19 protein-coding genes are annotated in these 23,803 nt (G+C 64.9%); 14 read left to right on the forward strand and 5 right to left on the reverse strand.

What is annotated here, in order from left to right; translation table 11 throughout:
* Window positions 1–76 precede the first annotated feature (76 nt).
* The 3 genes from HELO_RS00370 to HELO_RS00380 all read left to right on the forward strand — a co-directional run bounded on the left by HELO_RS00370 (window position 77) and on the right by HELO_RS00380 (window position 5,449).
* Window positions 77–1,456, forward strand: coding sequence for a sigma-54-dependent transcriptional regulator (locus tag HELO_RS00370; protein WP_013330829.1), 1,380 nt, complete (start codon window positions 77–79; stop codon window positions 1,454–1,456).
* Window position 1,457: 1 nt separating this feature from the next.
* Complete coding sequence (locus HELO_RS00375; RefSeq protein ID WP_041601824.1) at window positions 1,458–3,467, forward strand: sensor histidine kinase; 2,010 nt, start codon at window positions 1,458–1,460, stop codon at window positions 3,465–3,467.
* Between the two features lie 245 nt (window positions 3,468–3,712).
* Complete coding sequence (locus HELO_RS00380; protein ID WP_013330831.1) at window positions 3,713–5,449, forward strand: OFA family MFS transporter; 1,737 nt, start codon at window positions 3,713–3,715, stop codon at window positions 5,447–5,449.
* 79 nt (window positions 5,450–5,528) lie between these two features.
* On the opposite strand, the gene HELO_RS00385 is transcribed toward HELO_RS00380, so the two are convergent.
* Together HELO_RS00385 and HELO_RS00390 are read right to left on the reverse strand one after the other, a co-directional pair.
* Window positions 5,529–6,875 carry a uracil-xanthine permease family protein gene (locus HELO_RS00385; protein ID WP_013330832.1) on the reverse strand — a complete coding sequence of 449 codons (1,347 nt, stop codon included), beginning with the start codon at window positions 6,873–6,875 and terminating at the stop codon, window positions 5,529–5,531.
* 62 nt (window positions 6,876–6,937) lie between these two features.
* Window positions 6,938–8,293 carry an 8-oxoguanine deaminase gene (locus HELO_RS00390; protein WP_013330833.1) on the reverse strand — a complete coding sequence of 452 codons (1,356 nt, stop codon included), beginning with the start codon at window positions 8,291–8,293 and terminating at the stop codon, window positions 6,938–6,940.
* Window positions 8,294–8,727: 434 nt separating this feature from the next.
* Here HELO_RS00390 and HELO_RS00395 point away from each other — a divergent pair, with 434 nt between their 5' ends.
* The 5 genes from HELO_RS00395 (at window position 8,728) to HELO_RS00415 (ending at window position 14,011) form a co-directional block, all read left to right on the forward strand.
* Entirely contained in the window at window positions 8,728–9,315 is a 588-nt protein-coding gene (locus tag HELO_RS00395; protein WP_198410716.1) for a Csu type fimbrial protein, read from the forward strand.
* Window positions 9,316–9,332: 17 nt separating this feature from the next.
* Entirely contained in the window at window positions 9,333–9,848 is a 516-nt protein-coding gene (locus tag HELO_RS00400; RefSeq protein ID WP_013330835.1) for a Csu type fimbrial protein, read from the forward strand.
* A complete protein-coding gene (locus HELO_RS00405; RefSeq protein ID WP_013330836.1) occupies window positions 9,848–10,612 on the forward strand; it encodes a fimbrial biogenesis chaperone in 765 nt (254 codons plus the stop codon). Before HELO_RS00400 ends, HELO_RS00405 begins: the two co-directional genes overlap by 1 nt.
* A gap of 79 nt (window positions 10,613–10,691) precedes the next feature.
* Entirely contained in the window at window positions 10,692–13,001 is a 2,310-nt protein-coding gene (locus HELO_RS00410; RefSeq protein WP_049786176.1) for a fimbria/pilus outer membrane usher protein, read from the forward strand.
* Window positions 13,001–14,011 carry a Csu type fimbrial protein gene (locus HELO_RS00415; RefSeq protein ID WP_013330838.1) on the forward strand — a complete coding sequence of 337 codons (1,011 nt, stop codon included), beginning with the start codon at window positions 13,001–13,003 and terminating at the stop codon, window positions 14,009–14,011. The genes HELO_RS00410 and HELO_RS00415 overlap by 1 nt, the downstream gene beginning before the upstream one ends.
* A gap of 41 nt (window positions 14,012–14,052) precedes the next feature.
* On the opposite strand, the gene serA is transcribed toward HELO_RS00415, so the two are convergent.
* The gene (gene serA / locus HELO_RS00420) at window positions 14,053–15,303 is read right to left on the reverse strand and encodes a phosphoglycerate dehydrogenase (protein WP_013330839.1); all 1,251 of its coding nucleotides are present in this window, start codon (window positions 15,301–15,303) and stop codon (window positions 14,053–14,055) included.
* Window positions 15,304–15,573: 270 nt separating this feature from the next.
* Between serA and HELO_RS00425 the strand changes: the two genes are divergently transcribed.
* From HELO_RS00425 to HELO_RS00445, 5 genes are all read left to right on the forward strand, one after another.
* Window positions 15,574–15,858: an exodeoxyribonuclease VII small subunit gene (locus HELO_RS00425; RefSeq protein ID WP_013330840.1), complete on the forward strand. Its 285-nt coding sequence runs from the start codon at window positions 15,574–15,576 to the stop codon at window positions 15,856–15,858.
* Entirely contained in the window at window positions 15,842–16,726 is an 885-nt protein-coding gene (gene ispA, locus HELO_RS00430) for a (2E,6E)-farnesyl diphosphate synthase (protein ID WP_109637278.1), read from the forward strand. Before HELO_RS00425 ends, ispA begins: the two co-directional genes overlap by 17 nt.
* Window positions 16,727–16,740: 14 nt before the next feature.
* Window positions 16,741–18,708, forward strand: coding sequence for a 1-deoxy-D-xylulose-5-phosphate synthase (gene dxs, locus HELO_RS00435; protein WP_013330842.1), 1,968 nt, complete (start codon window positions 16,741–16,743; stop codon window positions 18,706–18,708).
* A gap of 118 nt (window positions 18,709–18,826) precedes the next feature.
* Complete coding sequence (gene djlA / locus HELO_RS00440) at window positions 18,827–19,597, forward strand: co-chaperone DjlA (RefSeq protein ID WP_013330843.1); 771 nt, start codon at window positions 18,827–18,829, stop codon at window positions 19,595–19,597.
* A gap of 238 nt (window positions 19,598–19,835) precedes the next feature.
* Window positions 19,836–21,389, forward strand: a complete 1,554-nt coding sequence (locus HELO_RS00445; protein ID WP_013330844.1) for a Na+/H+ antiporter NhaC family protein — start codon at window positions 19,836–19,838, stop codon at window positions 21,387–21,389.
* Window positions 21,390–21,488: 99 nt separating this feature from the next.
* Here HELO_RS00445 and HELO_RS00450 read toward each other — a convergent pair whose 3' ends face one another.
* Together HELO_RS00450 and ribA are read right to left on the reverse strand one after the other, a co-directional pair.
* Window positions 21,489–21,779 (reverse strand): hypothetical protein, encoded by a 291-nt coding sequence (locus tag HELO_RS00450; protein WP_013330845.1) that lies wholly within the window; start codon window positions 21,777–21,779, stop codon window positions 21,489–21,491.
* 123 nt (window positions 21,780–21,902) lie between these two features.
* Entirely contained in the window at window positions 21,903–22,538 is a 636-nt protein-coding gene (gene ribA / locus HELO_RS00455) for a GTP cyclohydrolase II (protein ID WP_013330846.1), read from the reverse strand.
* A 129-nt stretch (window positions 22,539–22,667) separates the two neighbouring features.
* On the opposite strand from ribA, the gene hemE reads away from it, so the two are divergent.
* Window positions 22,668–23,732 carry a uroporphyrinogen decarboxylase gene (hemE, locus tag HELO_RS00460; RefSeq protein WP_109637280.1) on the forward strand — a complete coding sequence of 355 codons (1,065 nt, stop codon included), beginning with the start codon at window positions 22,668–22,670 and terminating at the stop codon, window positions 23,730–23,732.
* The last annotated feature ends 71 nt before the right edge of the window (window positions 23,733–23,803 follow it).

Here is a 23,803-nt window from a genome sequence, read left to right on the forward strand (position 1 = left end):
GGTGGAAGACGTGCCCGCCACCCCCTTCGGCTGACGTATCATCGTGCATTCGCGTCGTTATCGGGGGAGAGTGGCGATGCAACAACAAGATCAAGAACATGTAGAGGGAGCGAGTCCGGATGGCTTGACCGGGCGGCTGGCCCAGGCTGCCGTGCTGGTGATCGACGACGAGCCGGGCATGCGCAACTTCCTGGTGAAGACGCTGCGACTCTATTGTCGCGAGGTCGTCGAGGCCGAGGATGTCGAGCAGGCCGAGGCCCGGATGCGTCAGGCAAGCTTCGATGTGGTGTTGCTCGACAACGTCATGCCCGGGCGCAATGGCATCGAGTGGCTGGCCGAGCGCCATCGCCAGGGAGCCATTGCCGACACCATCGTCGTCACGGCCTACGCCGATCTGGACACCGCCATCGAGGCCATGCGTGCCGGGGCCCGGGACTTCATTCTCAAGCCGGTGCGCTCCAATCAGGTGTTGAACGCCGTACGGCGCTGCATCGAGCTTGGCCAGCTCAAGCGGGAGAACGCCCTGCTGCGTCACGAGCTGCAGAGCGTTGATATCTGGCGACGGCGCCGCAGTGAGCTCATCGGCGATTCCGAGGAGATCGAGGAAGTTCGACGTACCCTCGATCGGGTGACCAACATGCCGACGCCGATCCTGATCCGCGGCGAGTCCGGTACCGGCAAGGAGGTGGCGGCGCGACACCTGCACGCTGCCTCGGAGCGGGCTTCGCGCCCCTTCGTGGCGGTGAACTGCGCAGCGATTCCTGCCGACATGCTGGAAATCGAGCTGTTCGGTCATACGCGCAATGCCTTTGCCGGGGCCGAAGAGCATCGCGAGGGCCTGCTGGTTTCCGCCCAGGGCGGCACGGTCTTTCTCGATGAGATAGGGGAATTGTCGGCCGCCGCGCAGCTGGCGCTGACGCGGGTGCTCGAGGATCGCACCGTGCGGCCGGTGGGAGGCGAGCAGGAAGTGCCGCTGGACCTGCGCTTCGTGTGTGCGACGTCCAAGGATCTGGCCCATGAGGTCGCGGCGGGGCGCTTCCGGGAGGACCTCTATTTCCGGGTCAATGTCATCGAGATCAAGATGCCGCCGCTGCGCCTGCGCGGCGCGGATACCCTGGCACTGGCCGAGCTGTTCATGTCCGAGATCTCACGCCAGCTGGGGCTCGCTCGACTGGAAATCGATGCCTCGACCCGAGCAGCGATCCTGCGCCATCGCTGGCCGGGCAACATCCGCGAGTTGCTGAACTTCATCGAGCGTTCGTTGATCTTCGGCCGCTTTCCGCTCGAGACGCTGGCGCCTCCGCCTGAGACCGAGATCGAGACGCTGGAGGTCGTCGAGCGCCGCCAGATCCTCGATGCCCTGGAGGCGACCCATGGCAATCGTGCCGAGGCCGCTCGACGGCTGGGAGTCTCGCGCAAGACCGTGGATCGCAAGTGCGCCGCCTGGGGCCTCTGACATGAAGCGGGTGCTGCCTGCCTGGGCGCGGTCGGTGCGCGTGCGCCTGCTGGTCATCGCCTTGCTGCCGATGCTGGTGTTGCTGCCGTTGCTGCTGGGCATGACCGTGCTGCGCTGGTCCGGCAAGGTGGATGACCTGCTGACGGTCAAGGTCAACGGCGATCTGACCATTGCCCATCAGTACATGGCTCGGCTCCGCGAGAATTCGGGGGACCGCATCGAGGCCTTGGGCGCGTCCGTCGCCTTTGCCGAGGGAATGGCTCGGCCGGAAACCGGTTCGGCCTCGGATTTTCTCGAGCGGCGTCGCCGTGCTCTGGGCTTCGATTTCCTTTACGTGACGACCCGCGATGGGCGCATCATTCCTTCCGATACGCCGTCCGGGACGGATTTTGCGGCCCAGGACTGGCCGGTGGTGCGGGCGGCGCTCGAGGGCACCACGCGCAGTGCGGTCGATATCTTCGATCATGAGCAATTGACGGCCCTGGCACCATCGCTGGCCGAACGGGCGCGGGTGCCGATCGTGCCGACGCGTGCGGCGGTGCCCACTTCCCGCAGCGTGGTCGAGAACGGCATGGTACTGCATGCGGCGGCGCCGGTCCGGTTGCCGGACGGTCGGCGCGCGGCGCTGGTCGGGGGGCGCTTGCTCAACCGCAACCTCGATTTCATCGATACCATCAACGACCTGGTCTATCGCGATCGTAGCCTGCCCGAGGGCAGTCAGGGCACGGCCACCCTGTTCCTCGATGATGTCCGTGTGTCGACCAATGTACGACTCTTCGAGGGCGCGCGGGCGCTCGGCACCCGGGTCTCGGCCGAAGTCCGGTCGCAGGTGCTGGAGCGGGGCGAGGTCTGGCTCGATCGTGCCTTCGTGGTCAACGACTGGTACATCTCCGCCTATGAACCCATCGTCGACAGCCATGGCGAGCGGGTCGGGATGCTCTATGTCGGCTTCCTCGAGGCACCGTTCCGCCAGGCGCGAATCTCCAGCATCATTCTCATCGCGGTGATCTTCCTGGCGATCACCGCGATCTCCGTGCCGATCTTCCTGCGTTGGGCGCGGCGCATCTTTCGCCCGCTGGAACGCATGAACGACACCATCGGGCGCGTCGAGTCGGGCGATCTGGGCGCGCGCATCGGAACGGGAGGCGGCCGTGGCGAGATCAGCCGGGTGGCCCGTCATCTCGATGATCTGCTCGATCAGGTCCAGGAGCGGGATCGTCGGCTGCGTGACTGGGCGGGCGAACTGAATGACAAGGTCGAGGAGCGTACCCGTGATCTCCAGGAGGCCAACCGGCGCCTGGAGCGCACCACCGAGCAGTTGGTGATGTCGGAGAAACTGGCGGCGGTCGGCGAAATCACCGCCGGCGTTGCCCACGAGATCAACAATCCCGTGGCGGTCATCCAGGGCAATCTGGATGTGGCCCGCCAGAGCCTCGGTTCGCGGGTCGATGAGGTCGCCACCGAGTTCGATCTGATCGATGACCAGGTGCATCGCATCTCGGCGATCATCTCCAAGCTGCTGCAATTCGCGCGCCCCGGCGAGTTCTCGGGCTCGGCCAATCGCCTGGTGCCTGCCGAGGTGATCGACGACTGCCTGGTGCTGACCCGCCACCTGTCGAGCAAGGCCGGTGTCACCGTCGAACGGGATGATCGGAGCATGGCCAGCATCCTGGTGGAGCGAACCGAGTTGCAGCAGGTCATCATCAACCTGGTGGTGAATGCGATCCACGCCATGCCCGAAGGCGGCACCCTGACCCTGGAGACCGAGGATCGCGATGTCGAGGGCGTGCCGGGGGTGGCGATCATCGTGACGGATACCGGGCGTGGAATGATGCCCGAAGTGCTCAAGCGCATCTTCGATCCCTTCTTTACCACCAAGCGTTCTCAGGGCACGGGGCTCGGTCTGTCGATCAGTCAGACGCTCATGGGCCGTGCCGGGGGCTGGATCGAGGCGGCCAGCGAGGAGGGGGCCGGCAGCCGATTCACCGTCTGGATACCGGCTTTCCAGTGAAAGGGTCAGAATGTCCCGTTCTAGTGCGATCGCGTGGATGGTCGGGGACAATTCGACCAAGACAATGCCGTCGAGGGCGTGGTGTTGATGACAAGATGTCATTCTATCTAGTTGATAATAAAGGGTTTTGATTTGACGGCGATGGGCCGGAGCCCCATTCTTCCGTGGGTGTGACAGCGTGTCGCATCACGACCTGAAAGCGCCTCCGAAGAGGATGCGCGGTCAACACGGGAGACATGACAACAATGAGCAACGCCAACTCTCGCGGCATGTTCTCTTTCCTGATGAAAGAGCACATCGTCGCCAAACCCGGTTTCAATCGCTGGCTGGTGCCCTTGGCATCGATTGCGATCCATCTTTGCATCGGCTCGGTGTACGCCTGGTCCGTCTTCAATCCGGCCCTGACCCAGCAGTTCGGGGTGGTGGCGCCGGCCGCCGGTGACTGGGATCTGTCATCCGTCGTCTGGATCTTTTCCGTGGCCATCTTCACCCTCGGTCTCGCCGCGGCGTTCGGCGGCAAGTGGCTCGAGGAAGTCGGGCCGCGCATGGTCGGCGTGGTCTCCGCCTTCTGCTGGGGTGGCGGTTTCCTGGTCGGCTCGCTGGGCATCGTCAGCCATCAGTTGTGGCTGATCTATCTCGGCTATGGGGTCATCGGCGGCTGTGGGCTGGGGCTGGCCTACGTCTCGCCCGTCTCGACCCTGATCCGCTGGTTTCCCGATCGTCGGGGCATGGCGACCGGCATGGCGATCATGGGCTTCGGGGGCGGCGCGATGATCGGTGCGCCGCTGATCGGCTATCTGTTGAACACCTTCGCCGAGGCACCGACCTATCTCGGCAGCGCGGATGCGATGAACCTGGTGACCGAGGCAGGGCGCCGTTTCGCCGAGACGGCCAACGGTCAGGTCGAGGTCGTCGTGGCTTCGGCTGCTCAGGCCGCGGAACTGCCGGGCGGCGGCGAAGCCGGTGTCTACGCGGTGGGCACGGGGGACACCGGGGCCGCCGCGACCTTCGTGACCCTCGGGGTCGTCTACTTCGTCATCATGATGGTTGCCTCCTTCAGCTATCGGGTGCCGCCGGCCGACTGGAAGCCGGAAGGCTGGACGCCGCCCGAGGAGCGCGATGACAAGGCGATGATCACCCGCAATCACGTGCACATCAATCAAGCGCTCAAGACACGGCAGTTCTGGCAGATGTGGATCATGCTGTGCTTCAACGTGACCGCGGGCATCGGTGTCATCGGCGTGGCCAAGACCATGATGACCGAGATATTCGGTTCCACGATGCCGGGCATCGTCACCGCGGCCTTCGCTTCGACCTATGTGTTGATGATATCGGTCTTCAACATGGTGGGGCGCTTCTTCTGGGCTTCGACATCGGACTACATCGGCCGCAAGAACACCTACCATTGCTTCTTCGTGCTGGGCACCCTGCTCTATATGTCGATCCCCTTCCTGGCATCGGCCGTCAGCAGCAATCCGAGCGTCATCTACCTGGCGGGCTTCTATGCGGCGACCATGGTGATCTTCACCATGTACGGGGGCGGCTTCGCGACCATTCCGGCCTATCTGGCCGATGTCTTCGGCACCCTGCATGTCGGCGGCATTCACGGGCGCATTCTCACGGCCTGGTCGACCGCCGGTGTGCTGGGGCCCTTCGCCATCACCTTCCTGCGTGACATGTCGCGTCACAATGCCATCACCGAGCTGGTCGCCAAGATTGATCCAGCGGTGTTCCGCGAGGCATTCGGGGCGCCGGTGGCACAGCTGGATGCGCTGGTCGAGGCGAATACGGTCACCATCGCGCGGTTGATGGAGATCGTGCCGCCCGGGACGGTGGATCCGACGTCCAGCCTCTACAACACCACCATGTATGCCATGGCGGCACTGCTGGTGATCGCCTTCTTCGCCAATCTGTTCATCCGTCCGGTGGGTGAGCGGCATCATGTGGAGAACACGCACCCCGAGGCGGCGCCGGCGAAATAACGGCGCTCGGGGCATGCCCACGAAAAACGGGGCCTCGCTGCGCGCGAGGCCCCGTTGCGTCGAAGGGTAGAGCCGTCGTTCAGACGTCGTCGCGGAAGACGCGATCCTGACGCGGCAGCACGAGATTGAGTACGATGGCGCACAGCGCGCCGGGGATCAGGCCGGACTCGATGATCGCCTTGACGTTCTCGCTGAAGTCGACGTAGATGCCCTCCTGGGCCGGCAGGCCGATGGCCGCCGACAGCGAGACCCCGATGATCACCATGTTGCGCTTGTTGAAGTCGATGTGGGAAAGCATCTTGATGCCGGCGCTGGCGATCATGCCGAACATGATCAGTACCGTGCCGCCCAGCACGGCGTTCGGAATGCCCGAGACCAGTCCGCCCAGCTTGGGCAGCAGCCCGGCCAGCATCAGGAAACCACCGCCGATGGCCACCACGTAACGGCTGACGACCCCGGTCAGGGCGACGATACCGACGTTCTGGCTGAAGCTGATCTGCGGATAGGCGTTGAAGATGGCGGCGAAGACGCTGGCCAGGCCATCGGCCATCACACCGCCGGAGAGTTCTTTCTTGGTGGGCTCGCGGTCCATGCCACCCGAGGTGGTGCCGACGATGTCGCCGATCGATTCGGCGCAGGTGACCACCGCCAGCAAGACCACCGGCACGATGGCGGCCAGGTGGAATTCGACGCCGATGGCGAAGGGCACCGGCAGCGAGAACCAGTCCGCCTGGGCGACCGAGCCGAAGTCCACGTAGCCCATGGCTGCCGCGATGATAAAGCCGATGACCAGCCCGATCAGTGGCGCCGTCTCGGACCAGATGCCGCGGCCGAACTGGTGCAGCCCGAGGATGATCACCAGCACCAGGGCGGCCAGGATCAGGTTGTGGGCGGCCCCGAAGTCCTCGGCGCCGAAGCCGCCGGCGGCATAGGCGAAACCGACCGGCATCAGCAGGGTACCGATCATGATCACGAAGGTGCCGGTCACCACCGGCGGGAACAGGAAGCGCACCCAGGGCAGGAACAGGCCCACCAGGGCCATGGCGACCCCGCCGCACAAGGCCGCGCCGAGGGCCGCAGGCACGCCCATGCCCACGGCGATGGGGATCAGTACCGGCACGAAGCCGAAGCTGGTACCCATCACGATGGGCAGCCGGGCGCCGATGGGGCCCAGGCCCAGCGACTGCACCAGGGTGGCGACCCCGGCCACGAACATCGCCGCCTGGATCATCAGGGTGGTCTGGGCCTCCGAGAGATCGGCGGCGCCGGCGATGATGATGGGCACGGTGACGTTACTGACGAACATCGCCAGCACGTGCTGGATACCCAGTGGAATGGCCCGCGACAGTGGCGGCATGGCATTGACGTCGTGGGTGCTGCGTACCTTCGGCCGGTTGGCCTCGGTGGCGGCATCGGGTGTCGACATTGGGCATCTCCTGTTGTCGTTGTTGGAAACCCGTTGGTGAGTCGCCCCGCGACGGCGCTATGTCAGAGCGCTCGTCTCAATGCGGCGGCGGCTTCGTCATGCCGGGCCAGCAGGGCGTCGAGGTCGACGTCCACCGGCCGGCCCTCGGTCACCCGCCATTGCCCGGCGACCATCACGCGGTCCGCGCGATGGGCACCGCACAGCAGCAGGGCGGCGATGGGATGATCGGCGCCGGAAAAGCGCGCCTCGTCCAGGCTGAACAGCGCCAGGTCGGCCTGTTGGCCGGGTGCCAGCCCGCCGATATCGGTGCGCCCCAGACAGGCGGCAGAGCCGCGGGTCGCCCAGCGGATCACGTCGTCGTGGGTGACCTGGCTGGGGGAATAGCGCAGGCGTCCGAGCAGCAGTGCCTGGCGCATCTCTTCGGCGAGATTGGAATGGTCGTTGGAGGCGGAGCCATCCACGGCCAGGCCCACCGGGCAACCGGCGGCTTCCAGGTCCAGGGTGCGGCACATGCCGGAGCCGAGCACCATGTTCGACGAAGGGCAGTGGGCGATGCCGGTGCCGGCGGCACCGAGGCGTGCCACTTCATCGTCATTGAAGTGGATGCCGTGGGCCAGCCAGGTACGGTCGCCGAGCCAGCCGGTCGCCTCCAGGTAGTCCAGCGGGCGCATGCCGAACAGGCGCTGGCAGTAAGCCGTCTCGTCCTCGGTTTCGGCCAGGTGGGTATGCAGGCGCACGTCTCGCGTCTCGGCCAGGCGTGCGCTCTCCTGCATCAGTTCGCGACTGACCGAGAAGGGCGAGCAGGGGGCCAGCGCCAGGGTGACCATGGCGCCGTCGCCGCGCTCGTGGTAGGCGTCGATCAGGCGGGCGCTCTCGTCGAGGATGGTGGCTTCATCCTGCACCACCGACTGGGGCGGCAGGCCGCCATCGTCGCGACCGACGCTCATCGAACCGCGGGTCAGGGCGGCGCGCACGCCGAGGCGGCGGGCGGTTTCCACCTGGATGTCGATGGCACGGGTCAGGGCGCCGGAGAACACGTAGTGGTGATCGGCCACCGTGGTGCAGCCCGACATCAGCAGCTCGACCATGGCCAGCTCGCTGGCCAGGGCCATCTGCGCTTCGTCGAGATTGGCCCAGACGTCGTAGAGGGTGGTCAGCCAGGGAAAGAGTTCCTTGTTCAGGGCCGGAGAATAGGCCCGGGTCAGGGTCTGGTAGAAGTGATGATGGGTGTTGACCAGCCCCGGCAACAGGACATGGCGAGAGGCATCGAAGGTGGCATCGACCCGGCTCTGGGGATTAGCTCCCGCGGGTATCGCTTCGATGATACGCGAGCCCTGGACGACCACGCCGCCGGCGGCGTCCGTTTCACTGCAAGCGAGTGGATGCTTGATCCACAGAGTCTGTTCGTTCGAGGTCATCGGTGGAGTCCTCCTCGGGTCCCGCGCGCACGCGGCCCCTGCCAGTGGCAAAGGGTTACCCAAGTCTCACGATCCGACCTGAGCCTTGGTTCAGGTGCCTTTGTATTTGTGTGTACCCATTGTGCAACAATTATGGGCAGTGATTGTGTACAAAATGAAAGCCGCAAGCGCGACTGTCAAGTCATACCTGTGGGGGCAGGCGCTGTGGAGCCTGCTTTCAACGCTCAGCGATCCAGCACGGATGCTTAACTTTATGAAAAAGTTTGGCTTTGCGTGAGCCTGCCGAGAATCAGGGGTGGAATGTGGGTTGGCACTATCCTGGCGTGGCGACGGATTTCTCACTGTGGCTACAAATGGCTACAACAATATACATATGAATTACTGTTTCCTTTCATGACGTCAGCCATGCTGAAGGCAAGCAGGTTGAAACCTGCATGGCGCGCAAGGGACAAGGGAGAAATGTCATGTCGAGATGGCAATGCGTCCTGCTGTTCAAGAGGGGTGTTCTCATTCCATCTCTCATTCCATCCTTGTTGGCCGGCTCGGCGTTTGCCCAGAGCGTTACCGGTACCGTTGATGTCTCGATCGAATTGGCGGCAGCCTGTGAGGTCAATGGTTCGACGGCCACCAGCGGCGTGGATTTCGGGAGTCTGGAGTTTGGCAGCCATACTACGCTGTTCTCTGAAGCGGACTCCGAGGTGCTCAATGGCGGCGACGCGATCGAGGTACTATGCTCGCCCGGGGTCACGCCCTCCTTCCAGATCACCGGCGGGGCAAACGATGTCGAAAGCGGTGCACAGAACCATGCCATGGCCAATGGCAGTGGCAGCTTCGTGCCCTACTCGATCTACACCGATGCCGCGCGAACCAGCGCCCTCGAGTCCGGCACGCCATATGATCTGTCCGGCACGGCCGATGGCATAACGCCCCAGACCTTGTCGCTGTATGGCCGGGCCTATGGTCAGCCAGGGCTGGCGGCAGGTAGCTATAGCGATACCTTGAACGTCGAACTGTCATTTTGAGGCGAGGTGCGTCGTTGGTGGCGGCGCTGTTGGTGAGCTTGACGCCGGTACAGGAGGGGGTGGCGCAGACCGCGCCCCAGACCAGCTTTCAGGTTGCCGCCACCATCAGCGAGGGTTGTCTGGTCGACAGCGAGATCCCCGGGGATGGTGCATCGCTGGGAAGTCTGGGGTCGCTGGATTTCGGCACGGCCTCTTCACTATCGCAACAAACCCGTACGTCGATGTTGGTCGATACCGCTGGTGTGACCCTGAGTTGCACGCCGGGGATCGCGCTGATCATGCGAATTGACGGCGGGCTTCATGCCAGTGGTGGCGTGCGCCACATGGAGAGCGATGCTGGTGCGGGCCTGGCCTATGCCCTGTTCGCTGATGCCAGCTACCAGCAGGCCATTGGCATCGACGCCTCGATCGCCGTCGACACACTTTCCGACCCGAACAATATTTCCCTGCCGATATATGGGCGGCTGACATTGCCCGGCGCTCGGCCGTCGGGTGTTTACACGGATCGTTTAGCCGTGACACTGGAGTGGTAATGACAATGAGACGGCGGAGTCTCGCGCTGAAAGGCTTGCTGATGGCCGGCCTTCTGGTGATGGCCTTGCCGGCCAGCGCTGGTGCCTTGCTGATCTGGCCGATTCATCCGGTCATCGAGAACGGACGGTCGGCGACGGCGTTGTGGCTGGAGAACCGTGGCAGCGAGCCGACACTGATTCAGCTACGCATCTTTGAGTGGCAGCAGCGGGAGGGGAAGGACCAGTACCAGAGTCAGGACGACCTCGTCGGCAGTCCCCCGATGATGGAGATAGCTCCAGGACAGCAGCAACTCGTGCGCCTGATCCGTCGAACGCCTCCACCGCCCTCGGGGGAAGAGCAGGCCTGGCGTGTCATTCTGGACGAGGTTCCGACCTCCTCCGCATCCGACGGGCCGGCTGGTCAGACCCGAGCCGGTGTCGAACTGCAGATGCGCTACTCCTTGCCGTTGTTCGATTATGGAGAGGGTGCCGCACCCGAGGATGGCGCGGAGGCCAGTGAGGTCGCGAGCATGCTCGGCTGGCGCATCATTCGCGAGAACGGCCGACGCTATCTGGAGGTGCGCAATCGTGGCGAGCGACATGCGCGCCTCACCGAGGTGGTGTTTGGTCAGGGAGCCACTGTCACCAAGGGGTTGCTGGGGTACGTGCTCGCCGACAGCTACCGTCGCTGGCCACTCGAAGAGACGACTCCAGGCGATACCCTGTTCGCCCGCGTCAATGGTGGGGAGACAGTGCGCCTCGCGAGATGGTCTCCGGCACCTTGAGCCCGGATTGGGATAGGGCTTGCCGATGCAAAGGCTGCAACGACTGTGCCGAGATGGCCTCTGCCTGGGATGGCTAGCCGTGTCGCCGCATGCCGTCGGCCAGGACTTGCCACCGCCACCGGTCGCCGATGCCGCCCAGGAACGCGAGGCTCTGTTGCATCTGGAACTGGTGCTCAATCAACGCCCGACCGGACGGGTGGTATCGGTGACGCGTCGCGGGGGGCATCTCCTGGTAACGCCGGAGGCGTTTGGTGCAATCAGGTTGCCCGAGCGCCTGGCATCGATGGAGCACCTGGACCTGACGTACCTTGAGGAGGTCGAAGCGCACTATGATGCGCCTCGCCAGCGTCTGGAAGTGACAGTGCCGACGGCATGGTTGCCCCGACAGCAGTTGGGCGGCCGACAGGCAGGAGCCTCCTCCGAGGCGTTGAGCAGCCCCGGTGCGCTGGTCAATTACGACCTGCATGTCAGCAAGGCGCGTCAGGGAACCACACGTGCTTCGCTATGGCATGAAGCGCGGCTGTTCGGTCTGGGAGGAAGCTGGCGCAGCAGTGGTGCCTGGCGCGAGGCCCTGGAGTCGATGCCTGACGGTTCAAGCGACGAATCGGCCTATGTGCGTTACGACACGACCTGGCGCCATGATGATCAGCAACGTCTGTTGAGCTACGAGGCGGGGGATGTCGTCACCCGTCCTTTGAGCTGGACGCGGGCGGTGCGGTTGGGCGGTGTGCAGGTGTCGCGCGATTTTGCGATTCGCCCGGATCTGATCACCTACCCGTTGCCGAGCTTCTCCGGCGATGCCGAGGTGCCCACCACCCTGGATCTGTTCGTCAACGGCAATCGGGTCGAGCGTCGGGATATCGAGCCGGGCCCCTTCACGCTGTCCGATGTCCCGAGTATCAGTGGGGCTGGCGAGGCAACGCTGGTCACCGAGGATATCCAGGGGCGCCGGGAAGTCAGGACCCTGCCTTTTTATGTGACCAACGAGCTGCTGCGGCCGGGGCTGGCGAGCTTCAGCATTGCTGCCGGCGCGTTGAGGCGAGGCTATGGGCAGCGCAGTTTTGATTACGATGAAGCGGCGGCCAGTGTCTCGCAGCGCATCGGGGTCACCGATCAACTGTCGCTTGGCGGACATGCCGAGTTGGCCGATTCCCTGGCGCTGGGAGGTGCGGGGGTGACCCTCGGTCTATGGCGTGCCGGCACTCTGGAGATGGCTTACCAATACAGCGATAGTGAATTCGGCACGGCGGCGGCTAACAGCCTGGGGTATCAGTATCGGGGCCGAAACGTCAGTCTGGGGGCGCGTCATGAGCGCCGGGAGGCGGGGTTCGCCGATTTGTCCGATGTCTTGGCGCGGCAGATCCCTGAACAGGCCCGCACGCGGACCCAAGTGACCGCCAGCACGTCGCTGGGGAGATGGGGCAGCATGGCCGCCGGATACTTCGAGGTCGACGACGGTGTGTCGACCCGGCTGCTGAATCTTTCCTATCAGCGTCCACTGTGGCGTAACGCGCATCTGTCGTTGAGTGCCAATCGCGAGATCGGCGGGGCCGGAGGCTGGGGCGGGTTACTGCAGGTCACACTTGCCCTCGACCATGGCCGTGGCGTTGTGAGCGCCGGCATGGACCGCGATGCCGAGGGCAATGCAGCACAGCAGCTGCAGTACTCGCGAGCTGCTCCTCTGGAAGGGGGCTGGGGCTGGAATCTGGGAGTACGCCACCGCGAGGGGCAGACAGTCTATCGTCAGGCGGATGTTCGCCACCGTGGGGAAAGAGCCTCCTGGCGGTTGGGCCTGCAAGGGGCCGGCGAGGACGATACCTATTTCGGTGGCCTGAGTGGGTCGGCTGTCTTCATGGCCGGGCGTAGCTTTCTGGCCAACGAGGTCAATGACAGTTTTGTGGTGGTGTCCACAGACGGCGAGGCCGGTGTGCCGGTGCGTTATGAAAACCAGACGGTCGGTCATACTGATGAAGATGGCTATCTGCTGGTGCCCTGGGGGACCGCCTATTATCCAGGCAAGTACGAAATCGACCCGCTTGCGCTGCCTGTCGAGGTGGCCACACCGGAAGTCAAGCGGCGTGTGGCCGTCGAGCCGCGCAGCGGTTACTTGCTATCGTTCGACCTGCCGCGTCGTACATCCGCCAGTCTTCGCCTGGTGGATGCCGATGGCAAGGATCTGCCGCTCGGTGCGAAGGTGCGCTCGTCGAGCGGCGAACGTGCCGTGGTCGGCTGGGATGGCATGACGTATCTCGAGACGGTGTCGACGGGAATGCGGCTGCGGGTGACGCTGCCGGATGGCAGCGAGTGCCTGGCACCTCTGTCCTTGCCCGATGAGGTGTCGGGGCGCCTGGATCTGGCATCCGTGACGTGCCGTATGGAGGAGATGTGATGGGTAATGCCGGCGTAATCCGACTTGGCTGGCGGAGTCTCGTCACGTTCTGCCTGTTGCTGGCCGTGGTATGTGGTACGAACTCCGCCCTGGCTTGCGATGTGGTGGCGCCGAATCCTTTGGCGAGTTTTGGTGTCGCGAGCTCGCTGACGGTGGCCGGCAGTGCCCAGCAGACATCGGCACAGCCCAACGCCGGGGTGGAGTGCTCGGCTCCGATATTGTCGGTGCTCGGCAGCGACTACGTGAATGCGACGATCACCAGTGCCAACGGCGGTCAACTCCAGGTGGCAACCGGCGACACCATCGACTATGACATTTCGGCCGACCCCGGCGGCGAGGTGCCCCTGACGCTCGGGACCACCTACGATTACTACAACGCTACCTTGCTGGATTTGCTCGGTTTGCTGGGGAGCAGCGATCCGATCGAACTGCCAATGTATTTCCGCACTCTGCCGGGCTCAGCGGATAATGTCGCCGCCGGTCTCTATATCGATACCCTGACCGTCAACTGGAACTGGTCCGTCTGCGAGGGGATCGGGATCGGTGGGTTATGCCTGGGGCGAGACAACGGGAGTGGCACCAGTACCGTCACCCTGCAGCTCGAGGTCCTGCCGGATTGCGTGATTGATGCCCCCGATCTGGATTTCGGCTCGGCACCGCTGGTGGCCGGCTTTAGCCCGGTCACCCGGACGCTTTCGGTGCGCTGTACCAAAGGGCAGGCCTACAGCGTGGGGTTGAGCGATGGTCAGCATGCTGCGTCCGGTCAACGGCGCATGGCATCGTCGGGAGAGTTTCTACGCTATGAGCTCTACAAAGGGGCCAGTGGGCTGTCGCGTTGGGGACGCCAAGGGGCGGAGCGACGCGACTCGACCCAGGCTGACAACGCGCCGGGAAATCACGATGGCGTGACCGCCCAAGGCTTCATCTACCGTGGCATCATCGATGATGCTCAGTCGACGCCACCCGCTGGCGTCTATACGGATACCGTCGTCGTGGATATCGAGTTCTGAACGCAAGGCGCCGCCCCTGGGCGGCGCCTGCGGCGGGAGGATCAACCCTCGAAGCTGGTTTCCGAGTAGAGCACCCGCACGCGCAGGGTGTGTGTCACCTTGCTCAGGGCCTCCAGAGCGCGGGGGCCGTACTCCTTGTCCACGTCGATGACCACGTAGCCGATGCGTTCGTTGGTCTGCAGGTACTGGCCGAGGATGTTGATGTCTTCCTCGGAGAGCACCCGGTTGATCTCGGACAGCACACCGGGCACGTTCTCGTGGATGTGCAGCAGGCGGTGCTTGCCGGGGTGCGCCGGCAGGGCGACCTCGGGGAAGTTCACCGAGGTGATGGTGGTGCCGTTGTCGGAGAAGGTCACCAGCTTCTCGGAGACCTCGATGCCGATGTTTTCCTGGGCCTCCAGGGTGGAGCCTCCGATGTGCGGGGTGAGGATGACATTGTTCAGGCCGCGCAGCGGGCTGACGAACTCCTCGTTGTTGCCCTTGGGCTCGACCGGGAAGACATCGATGGCCGCGCCGTTGAGGCGGCCGGCCTGGAGGGCCTCGGCGAGTGCCTCGATGACCACCACGCTGCCGCGTGAGGCATTGATCAGGATGCTGCCCGGCTTCATCAGGCCGATCTGCTCTTCGCCGATCATCCAGCGGGTGGAGGGCAGGTCCGGTACGTGCAGGGTGACGATGTCGGCGCGGGCCAGCAGTTCCTCGAGGCTGCCCACCTGGCGGGCATTGCCCATGCCGAGCTTGGTCACCACGTCGTAGTAGATGACGTCGAAGCCCAGGGCTTCCGAGAGAACCGAGAGCTGGGCGCCGATGCTGCCATAGCCGATGATGCCGAGCGTCTTGCCGCGAGCCTCGTGGGAATTCTTGGCGGACTTCAGCCAGCCTCCCTGATGGGCGCTGGCGCTCTTCTCGGGGATACCGCGCAGCAGCATGATGGCCTCGGCCAGCACCAGTTCGGCCACCGAGCGGGTGTTGGAATAGGGCGCGTTGAAGACGGGGATGCCGCGCACCAGCGCCGCGTCGAGATCGACCTGGTTGGTGCCGATGCAGAAACAGCCCACGGCCACGAGCTTCTCGGCGGCGGCGAAGACGCGTTCGTTGAGCTGGGTACGCGAACGGATGCCGATGAAGTGGACGTCGCGGATCTTCTCGATCAGCGTTTCTTCGTCCAGCGAAGTCGACAGGTGTTCGATGTTGGTGTACCCGGCATTCAAGAAATTGTCCACCGCGCTCTGGTGGACGCCCTCGAGCAGCAGGATCTTGATCTTGCTCTTGTCCAGGGACGTTTTGGCCATGGTCGAATCAACCCCTTCTATGGTGCGCGCCGCATGCGGTTAAGCAGGTGAAGCCTGAGGTTGCCAGACGCCCTTGGCCCTGGCCGCGACAGGCTTTAAACGAGGGCCAACATCCTACCACAGCCCGGCCCGTTGCGGATGAAAATGCCGCGTCGTCTGGATGAGCGGCGTGCATGATGGCCGAGACGCGCCCGGGTGCGGGGCAGACGACCCCCCGGGGGGAGCGTGTATACTATCGCCCTCATGGTGAAATGGCCGACGAGGGTAGCCATGGCGGGACAGGACAAGCAGCGACAGGATAGCGAAGAGACGGCACCGGAGGATTTCGCGGCGACCGTGGAGCGTCTGGAGGCGCTGGTCGAACGACTGGAATCCGGCGAGTTGTCGCTGGAGGCGTCGTTGACGGCCTTCGAGCAGGGAGTTCGCCTGACCCGCGACGCCCAGCGTCGGCTCGACGAGGCGGAACTCAAGGTCCGCACCCTGACCGAGGGAGAGGAAGGCGGCATCGACCTCAAGCCCTTCGCGTCACCCGAGGAGGATGACGGTGAATATTGAACGCTTGATGGCCGCGGATCGTCGCCGCGTGGACGAATGCCTGGAAACGCTCTTCGCGCGCGGCGAGTCGGCGCCTTCGGAGCAGCTGGACGCGGCCATGCGTCATGGCGTGCTGGTCGGTGGCAAGCGCTTGCGGCCGGTGCTGCTCTATGCCACGGGGCGCGCCCTGGGCGCGAGCGACGAAGCGCTCGACGGTCCGGCGATGGCGGTCGAGCTGGTGCATGCCTATTCCCTGGTGCACGACGACCTGCCGGCCATGGATGACGATGACGTGCGCCGTGGCCGGCCCACCGTGCATCGCGCTTATGACGAGGCCACCGCCATCCTGGCCGGCGATGCGCTGCAGACCCTTGCCTTCGAAGTGCTGGCCGATACCGGCCACCCGCGCCTGGCGGCGATGGTCGGCACCCTGGCCCGAGCTGCCGGGCGTGACGGCATGGCGGCCGGCCAGGCGCTGGATCTGGATGCCGTGGGGGGCCACCCCGACCTGACGGCGCTGGCGACGATGCATCGCCACAAGACTGGTGCGCTGATCCACGCCGCCGTGCGCCTGGGAGGCCTGGTGGCGGTGCCCGAGGACGATGAACGCCTGCTGGCGCTGGAGCGTTACGCCGCCGCCATCGGGCTGGCGTTCCAGATTCGCGATGACGTGCTCGACGTGACCGGCGACACGGCCGTCCTCGGCAAGACCTCAGGGGCGGACGCCGCCCGTGACAAACCGACCTATCCCACCCTGCTGGGGCTGAAGGGGGCCGATGACAAGGCCCGATCCCTGGTGGACGAGGCCGTATCGGCCCTGGCGCCGCTGGGCGAGGCCGGCAGCGTGCTGGCCAACCTGGCCCGATACATGATCGAGCGTGACCACTGAACCACAGGGCCAACATGAAGCTGTTCGATGACATCCCGGTCGAGCGTCCGGCCACGCCGCTGCTCGACACCCTGGAAACACCGGCCGCACTGCGCGCCATGAACGAGGCTCAGCTGGTACAGGTAGCCGACGAACTGCGCGCCTACCTGCTCTACAGCGTGGGCGTTTCCGGCGGCCATTTCGGTGCCGGGCTCGGCGTCGTGGAGCTGACCGTGGCGCTGCATCATGCCCTGGAGACGCCCCATGACCGTCTCGTCTGGGACGTGGGCCACCAGGCGTATCCGCACAAGATTCTCACCGGCCGCCGCGAGGCGATGCAGAGCATCCGCCAGTTCGGCGGCCTGGCGGCCTTCCCGCGACGCAGCGAGTCGGAATACGACACCTTTGGCGTGGGGCATTCCAGCACCTCCGTTTCCGCCGCCCTGGGCATGGCGCTGGCCGCTCGCACGCGCGGCGAGAAGCGTCGGGTCTGCGCGGTGATCGGTGACGGCGCCCTGTCCGCCGGCATGGCCTTCGAGGCCCTGGCCCACGCCGGTCATGTGGACGCCAACCTGCTGGTGATTCTCAACGACAACGAGATGTCGATCTCCGAGAACGTCGGCGGCATGGCCAGCTACCTGGCGAAGATCCTGGCCAGCAAGCCCTACACCAGCATGCGCGAAGGCGGCAAGAAGGTGCTCTCGCACCTGCCCGGCGCCCTGGAGCTGGCCCGGCGCACCGAGGAGCACATGAAGGGCATGGTCAGCCCGGCTACGCTGTTCGAGGAAATGGGCTTCAACTACATCGGCCCGCTCGATGGCCATGACCTGCCGACCCTGGTCCAGACTCTGCGCAACATGCGCGACATGGACGGGCCGCAGTTCCTGCATGTGAAGACGCGCAAGGGGCGGGGGTTCTTGCCCGCCGAGGCCGATCCCATCGGCTACCACGCCATCACCAAGCTCGAGAAGAACGGCGAAACGCCGCCGCCGTTCAAGCCGACTCAGCCGGCCGCCGCGCCCGGGGCAAAGAACGAGGCAACGTCCCCGAAGCCGCGCAACGATATATCGCGCCCGAAGCCGCGCAAGTATTGCAACGTCTTCGGCGACTGGCTGTGCGACATGGCGGCGGTGGACGAGCGCCTGATCGGCATCACGCCGGCCATGCGCGAGGGCTCGGATCTGGTCCGTTTCTCCCAGGAATATCCCGAACGCTACTACGACGTGGCGATCGCCGAGCAGCACGCGGTGACGCTGGCCGCCGGCCTGGCCTGCGAGGCGATGAAGCCGGTGGTGGCCATCTACTCCACCTTTCTGCAGCGCGGCTACGACCAGCTCATTCATGACGTGGCGGTGCAGGAGCTGGACGTCACCTTCGCCATCGATCGCGCCGGTGTGGTGGGCGAAGACGGCCCGACTCACCACGGTGCGCTGGATCTGAGTTACCTGCGCTGCGTGCCGGGAATGGTGGTGCTGGCGCCGGCCGACGAGGCCGAGTGCCGCGCACTGCTCAGTGCCGCCTATCATCACCCCGGCCCGGCCGCGGTGCGCTATCCGCGCGGTACCGGGCCCGGCACGCTGATTCCCGAGCATCTCGAGGCGCTGCCCATCGGCAAGGCCGAGACGCGTCGCCGGGCCGGCGGCGAGGGCCCGAAAGTGGCGCTGCTGGCCTTCGGCAGTCTCAACGGGCCGGCCGCCGAGGTGGCCGAGCGCCTCGATGCCACCCACCTCAACATGCGCTCGGTCAAACCGCTGGATCGCGAGGCGGTACTGGCGGCGGCCGACGAGCATGACCTGCTGGTGACCCTGGAGGAAAACGTGGTCGCCGGTGGTGCCGGTAGTGGCGTCGGCGAGTTGCTGGCCGCGGAAGGTCGTCGCACGGCGCTGCTGCATCTGGGCCTGCCCGATGTCTTCGTCGAGCACGGCAAGCCGGCGGAGCTGCTGGCCGAATGCGGCCTCGACGCCGAAGGAATCGAGGCCTCGATCAGGCGTCGCCTCGGCTGAAAGCCCCTCCATGCGCGATGTGCGGACTCCGTGGATGATATGCCGCGCATCGCGCCCGTCCTCGGCGGGGTGCTATGCTCTCCACCCTCATAGCGAGACAAGCTTTTAAGGAGTCGACATGCTGGCCATGGTGCTGATTGGTGGGGTGCTGGGTTTTCTGATCGGCGGGCCCTTGGGCCTGTTGATCGGGGGCGGCCTCGGCTATTGGCTCGTCCGGCGTCTGCGCCGGAGCATGCTGGGCCGCCTGGCCGGCGTGCAGGCCCAGTTTCTCGAGTCGACCTTCGCGGTCATGGGCTGCATGTGCAAGGCCGACGGACGCGTCACCGAGGCCGAGCTCGATGCGTCCCGTCAGTTGTGGGACCGCCTGCGGCTGAGCGAGGAACAGCGTGCCAAGGCGCGGGCCGATTTCACCCGCGGCAAGAGCGAGGATTTCGACCTCGAGGCGGAACTGGCCAAGATTCGTCAGATCGTGGGCAGCCAGCCGGCCTTGCGGCAAGTGTTTCTGCAGGTGCAGCTCGCGGCCATCGCCGCCGACGGTCAGCTTCATCCCGCCGAGCGCGATATGCTGATGCGGGTAGTGCGTGGGCTGGGTTGCTCCGAGGCCGAGATCGCCCAGATCGAGGCCATGCTGCGGGGTGCGGCTGAGGGCGGCGGAGCCCCGCACGAAACCTCGCTGGAGGATGCCTACCAGGTGCTGGGCGTGTCGTCGGAGGCCAGCGACGCCGAGATCAAGCGTCAGTATCGTCGCCTGATGAGCGAGAACCACCCCGACAAGCTGGCCGCCAAGGGGTTGCCGGAGAACATGCGCGAGGTGGCCAAGGAGCGCACCAGCGAGATCGGCAATGCCTATGAGCGGATCCGCAAGGCACGCTCTGCCGACGCCGCTTGATCGGTACGGGTTGCATCCCTCTCGACGCTTCTTCCCGCCGGCTTTTTTCACGCCGACTTTTCTTCACGACGGCCCGCGCTTTCCGGAATGTGACATGACGGTTGCCGGCGCGGCCGTACCCGCCTAGGATGCGCGGCGACCCGCCGGCCCGGTGGGGACGACGCCTCTGCCTCGGTCCGGCCAAGCGGATACCGAGGCATTCTTGTGGTGATCGACAAGAATTCCAAGGAGACCCTCGATGTCTTTCGGTCCGTTTTCCCTCCTGCCGCCCGTGCTGGCCATCGTGCTGGCGCTGGCGACGCGCAATGTGATTCCGGCGCTGTTCTGTGGCGTCTGGCTGGGTGCCACCATGCTCAGCGGTGGCAATCCGGCCGCTGGTCTCTATGCCAGCTTCAATGACTTCATCATCCCGAGCGTGGGCGACGAGTGGAGCGTCACCGTCCTGATCTACTGCGGCCTGTTCGGGGTGTTGATCATGGTGCTGCAGCGCACCGGCGGTGCCCAGGCCATTGCCCGGGCGATTTCCGAGCGTGTCGCCTCGCGTCGCGGGGCTCAGGGCGCGACCCTGGGGCTCGGTGTGCTGATCTTCTTCGAGGATTACTTCAATGCCCTGACGGTGGGCAGCGTGATGCGCCCGATCACCGACCGCATGAGGGTCTCCCGGGAGAAGCTGGCCTATATCGTCGATTCGACCTCGGCCCCGATGTGCCTGCTGGGCCCGGTATCCACCTGGGTCGTCTTCGTGATGGGGCTGATCGGCACGCAGTTGACCGAGATGAATATCAGCGGCTCGGAGTACCTGATCTATCTTTCTTCCATCCCGCTGAACTTCTATGCCTGGCTGGCGCTTGGCCTGATCGCCTTCATCGTCATCACCCAGTGGGACTTCGGGCCCATGGCACGCGCCGAGCATCGTGCCCGGACCACCGGCGAAGTGCTGGCCAAGGACGCCACGCCGCCTTCCGACCGGGAGGTCGCCGAGATGGAGGTGATTCCGGAGGCCCAGGCACGCAAGCGCAACATGCTGGTGCCGATCGGCGTGCTGGTGCTGATGATTCCGCCGATGTTCCTGTGGACCGGCAATTATCCCGAGAACGACCTGGTCACCGCCGTGGGCGAGGCCAATGGCGGCCTGTCGATCCTGATCGCCACCTTCGTGGCGGTGGTCGTCGGCCTGGTCATGGGCATGCAGCAGAAGCTCTTCGACTTCCGTGAGTCCATGGACATTGTCGTCTCCGGGATCAAGAGCATGACGCTGGTCTACATCATCCTGACACTGGCCTGGTCGATCGGCAGCGTGACCTCGGAGCTGGGCACCGCCGATTATCTGGTGACCCTGGCGGAGGCGAACATCGCTCCCAGCCTGGTGCCGGTGCTGCTGTTCTTGATCGGCGCCCTGGTCGCTTTCACGACCGGTACGTCCTACGGCACCTTTGCGATCATGATCCCCATCGCCATGCCGGTGGCGATGGCCATGGATCTGTCGTTGTCGCTGGCGATCGCCGCGGTGCTCAGCGGCGGTATCTTCGGCGATCACTGTTCGCCGATTTCCGATACCACGATCCTCTCCTCGGCGGGTTCCTCCTGCGATCATATCGACCACGTGCGCACCCAATTGCCCTACGCGATATCCGCCGGACTGGCCGGTATCCTGGCCTTCTTCGTCGCCGGCCTGACCGATAGCGCTCTGATCGGCGGCCTCGCCGGTGCCGGGGCCCTGGTGACGACGGTGGTGCTGCTGCGCCTCCTCTGGGGCGGAGTGAAGTCGCGTGACGAGGCGCTTGCCGATTGAGAGAGCCCGCGAATGACGGTGCTCGCCCATGAAAAAAGGCCCCTCGATGAGGGGCCTTCTTGCGTCTAGAGCAAGTCTGAGCGCTTCAGTACCGGCGGCTCAGGTGGTGGCTTCGCGAGCCGGCGCCAGGGAATCGCCGCTATCGGCGATATGAGTCTCGTGCTGCTGCTGGGCGCGCAGCTTGAGACGGGCCTTGGCCATGGCATCGCTGCCGCCTTCGGCGACGATGTCGGAAGAGGCGTCGGCCTGGGCCTGGGTAGCCGGTGCGTGCTGGCTTACGGCGGCCAGCGGCTCGTTGAGCTGCAGGGTCCGCTCGGTGGCCGGATCGGCCTGGGCGGCCAGGGGCAGGGCGGCGAACAGCAGGCTGGCGGTCATCAGTTTGGCTTTCATCTCTAGGTCCTCGCTTGCGATGTTTTGATAACTTGCATGTTATTAGCAAGCTAAGAGTGAGACCAGAGAAATATTTCGATCGGTTCGATCAATACAGGCTATCTGGACTGCTGGAGCGCGATCTCAAGGTTTGCGCTCAATGTCCACATCGCTGGCCGGAGTGAAATCACCTAGTGCCATCATGTGGCCGAGTTTGCCGGCCTTGGTGGACAGGTAGTGTTCGTTGTGCGGGTTGAGGCCTGTGGTCAGCCCCACGCGCTCGACGACATCCACGCCGACACGGGTCAGGGCCTCGACCTTGCGGGGATTGTTGGTCATCAGCCTGAGCGAGTCGATGCCCAGGTGCTCGAGCATCGGCAGGCAGAGGTCGTAGCGACGCAGGTCGGCGGAGAAGCCCAGTTGCTCGTTGGCCTCGACGGTGTCGGCGCCCTGGTCCTGAAGATGATAGGCGCGGATCTTGTTGAGCAGGCCGATGCCGCGACCTTCCTGGCGCAGGTAGAGCAGCACGCCGCGTCCCGCTTCGGCAATGCGCTTGAGCGCCTCCTGGAGCTGGTAGCCGCAGTCGCAGCGCATCGAGAACAGGGCATCACCGGTGAGGCATTCGGAATGCACACGGCCGAGCACCGGCTGGCCGTCGCCGACCTCACCGAGGGTGAGGACGACGTGATCCTTGCCGGTGGCTTCGTCCTCGAAGCCGTGCATGGTGAAGGTGGCCCAGGGTGTGGGGAGCCGGGAGGCGGCGATGTAGCGAATCGTCACGATATACCTCGATGAAGGACCGGGCGTGGCCGTCGGGATGATTTCATTCTATCAGGAAGGTGAGGCGGGCTCACGGTCGAGCCGGATGGGTTACAATGTCGACCACATTTTCCGTGGATGAGCGAACGCATGGAACTCGAGAACGACCGCCTGTTGCGCGCCCTGGCGCGTCAGCCCGTGGACCGCACGCCGGTCTGGATGATGCGTCAGGCAGGCCGTTACCTGCCGGAATATCGCGAAGTTCGCGCCCAGGCGGGCAGCTTCATGGATCTCTGTCGTGACCGTGACAGGGCCTGTGAGGTGACGCTGCAGCCACTGGAGCGCTATCCGCTGGATGCCGCCATCCTGTTCTCGGACATCCTGACCATTCCCGATGCCATGGGCCTGGGCCTGTATTTCGAGACCGGCGAGGGACCGAAATTCCGCAAGCCGGTGCGCACGCCCGAGGCAGTGGAAGCGCTCAGCGTGCCCGATGCCGAACGCGACCTGGACTACGTGATGAACGCCGTCGCCACCATCCGTCGCGAGCTGAACGGACGTGTGCCGCTGATCGGGTTTTCCGGCAGCCCCTGGACGCTCGCCACCTATATGGTGGAAGGCGCCTCGAGCAAGGATTTCCGCCATGTGAAGGCCATGCTCTACGACACGCCGGACACCATGCATCGACTGCTCGACCTGCTGGCCAGGGCAGTGACGGATTACCTCAATGCCCAGATCCGCGCCGGCGCCCAGGTCGTGCAGATCTTCGACACCTGGGGCGGGGCGCTGTCGACGCCGGCCTACGAGGCCTTCTCGCTGCGCTACATGAAGCAGATCGTGGATGGCCTGATCCGTGAGCGCGAGGGACGGCGTGTGCCGGTGATCCTGTTCACCAAGAACGGTGGCCAGTGGCTCGAGGCCCAGGCGGACTCCGGCGCCGATGCGCTGGGCCTGGACTGGAGCACCGAGCTTTCCGGTGCCCGGGCCCGGGTCGGGCAGCGTGTCGCGCTGCAGGGCAACCTGGATCCGAATGTGCTGTTCGCCCATCCCCGGGCGATCCGTGACGAAGTGGCACGTATTCTCGCCAGCTACGGCTCGGGGCCCGGTCATGTCTTCAACCTGGGCCATGGCATCAGCCAGTTCACCGACCCCGAGCGTGTCACGGCCTTCGTCGAGGCTCTGCACGAGCTGAGTCCCGCCTACCATCAGGGATGATGGCGCACCGGATCACACTATCTTGCGGGCCATCGCGAACATGCATGCGTGGCCCGTCACCATTCGTTACC

Source organism: Halomonas elongata DSM 2581 (assembly GCF_000196875.2).
GTDB classification, from domain to species: Bacteria; Pseudomonadota; Gammaproteobacteria; order Pseudomonadales; family Halomonadaceae; genus Halomonas; species Halomonas elongata.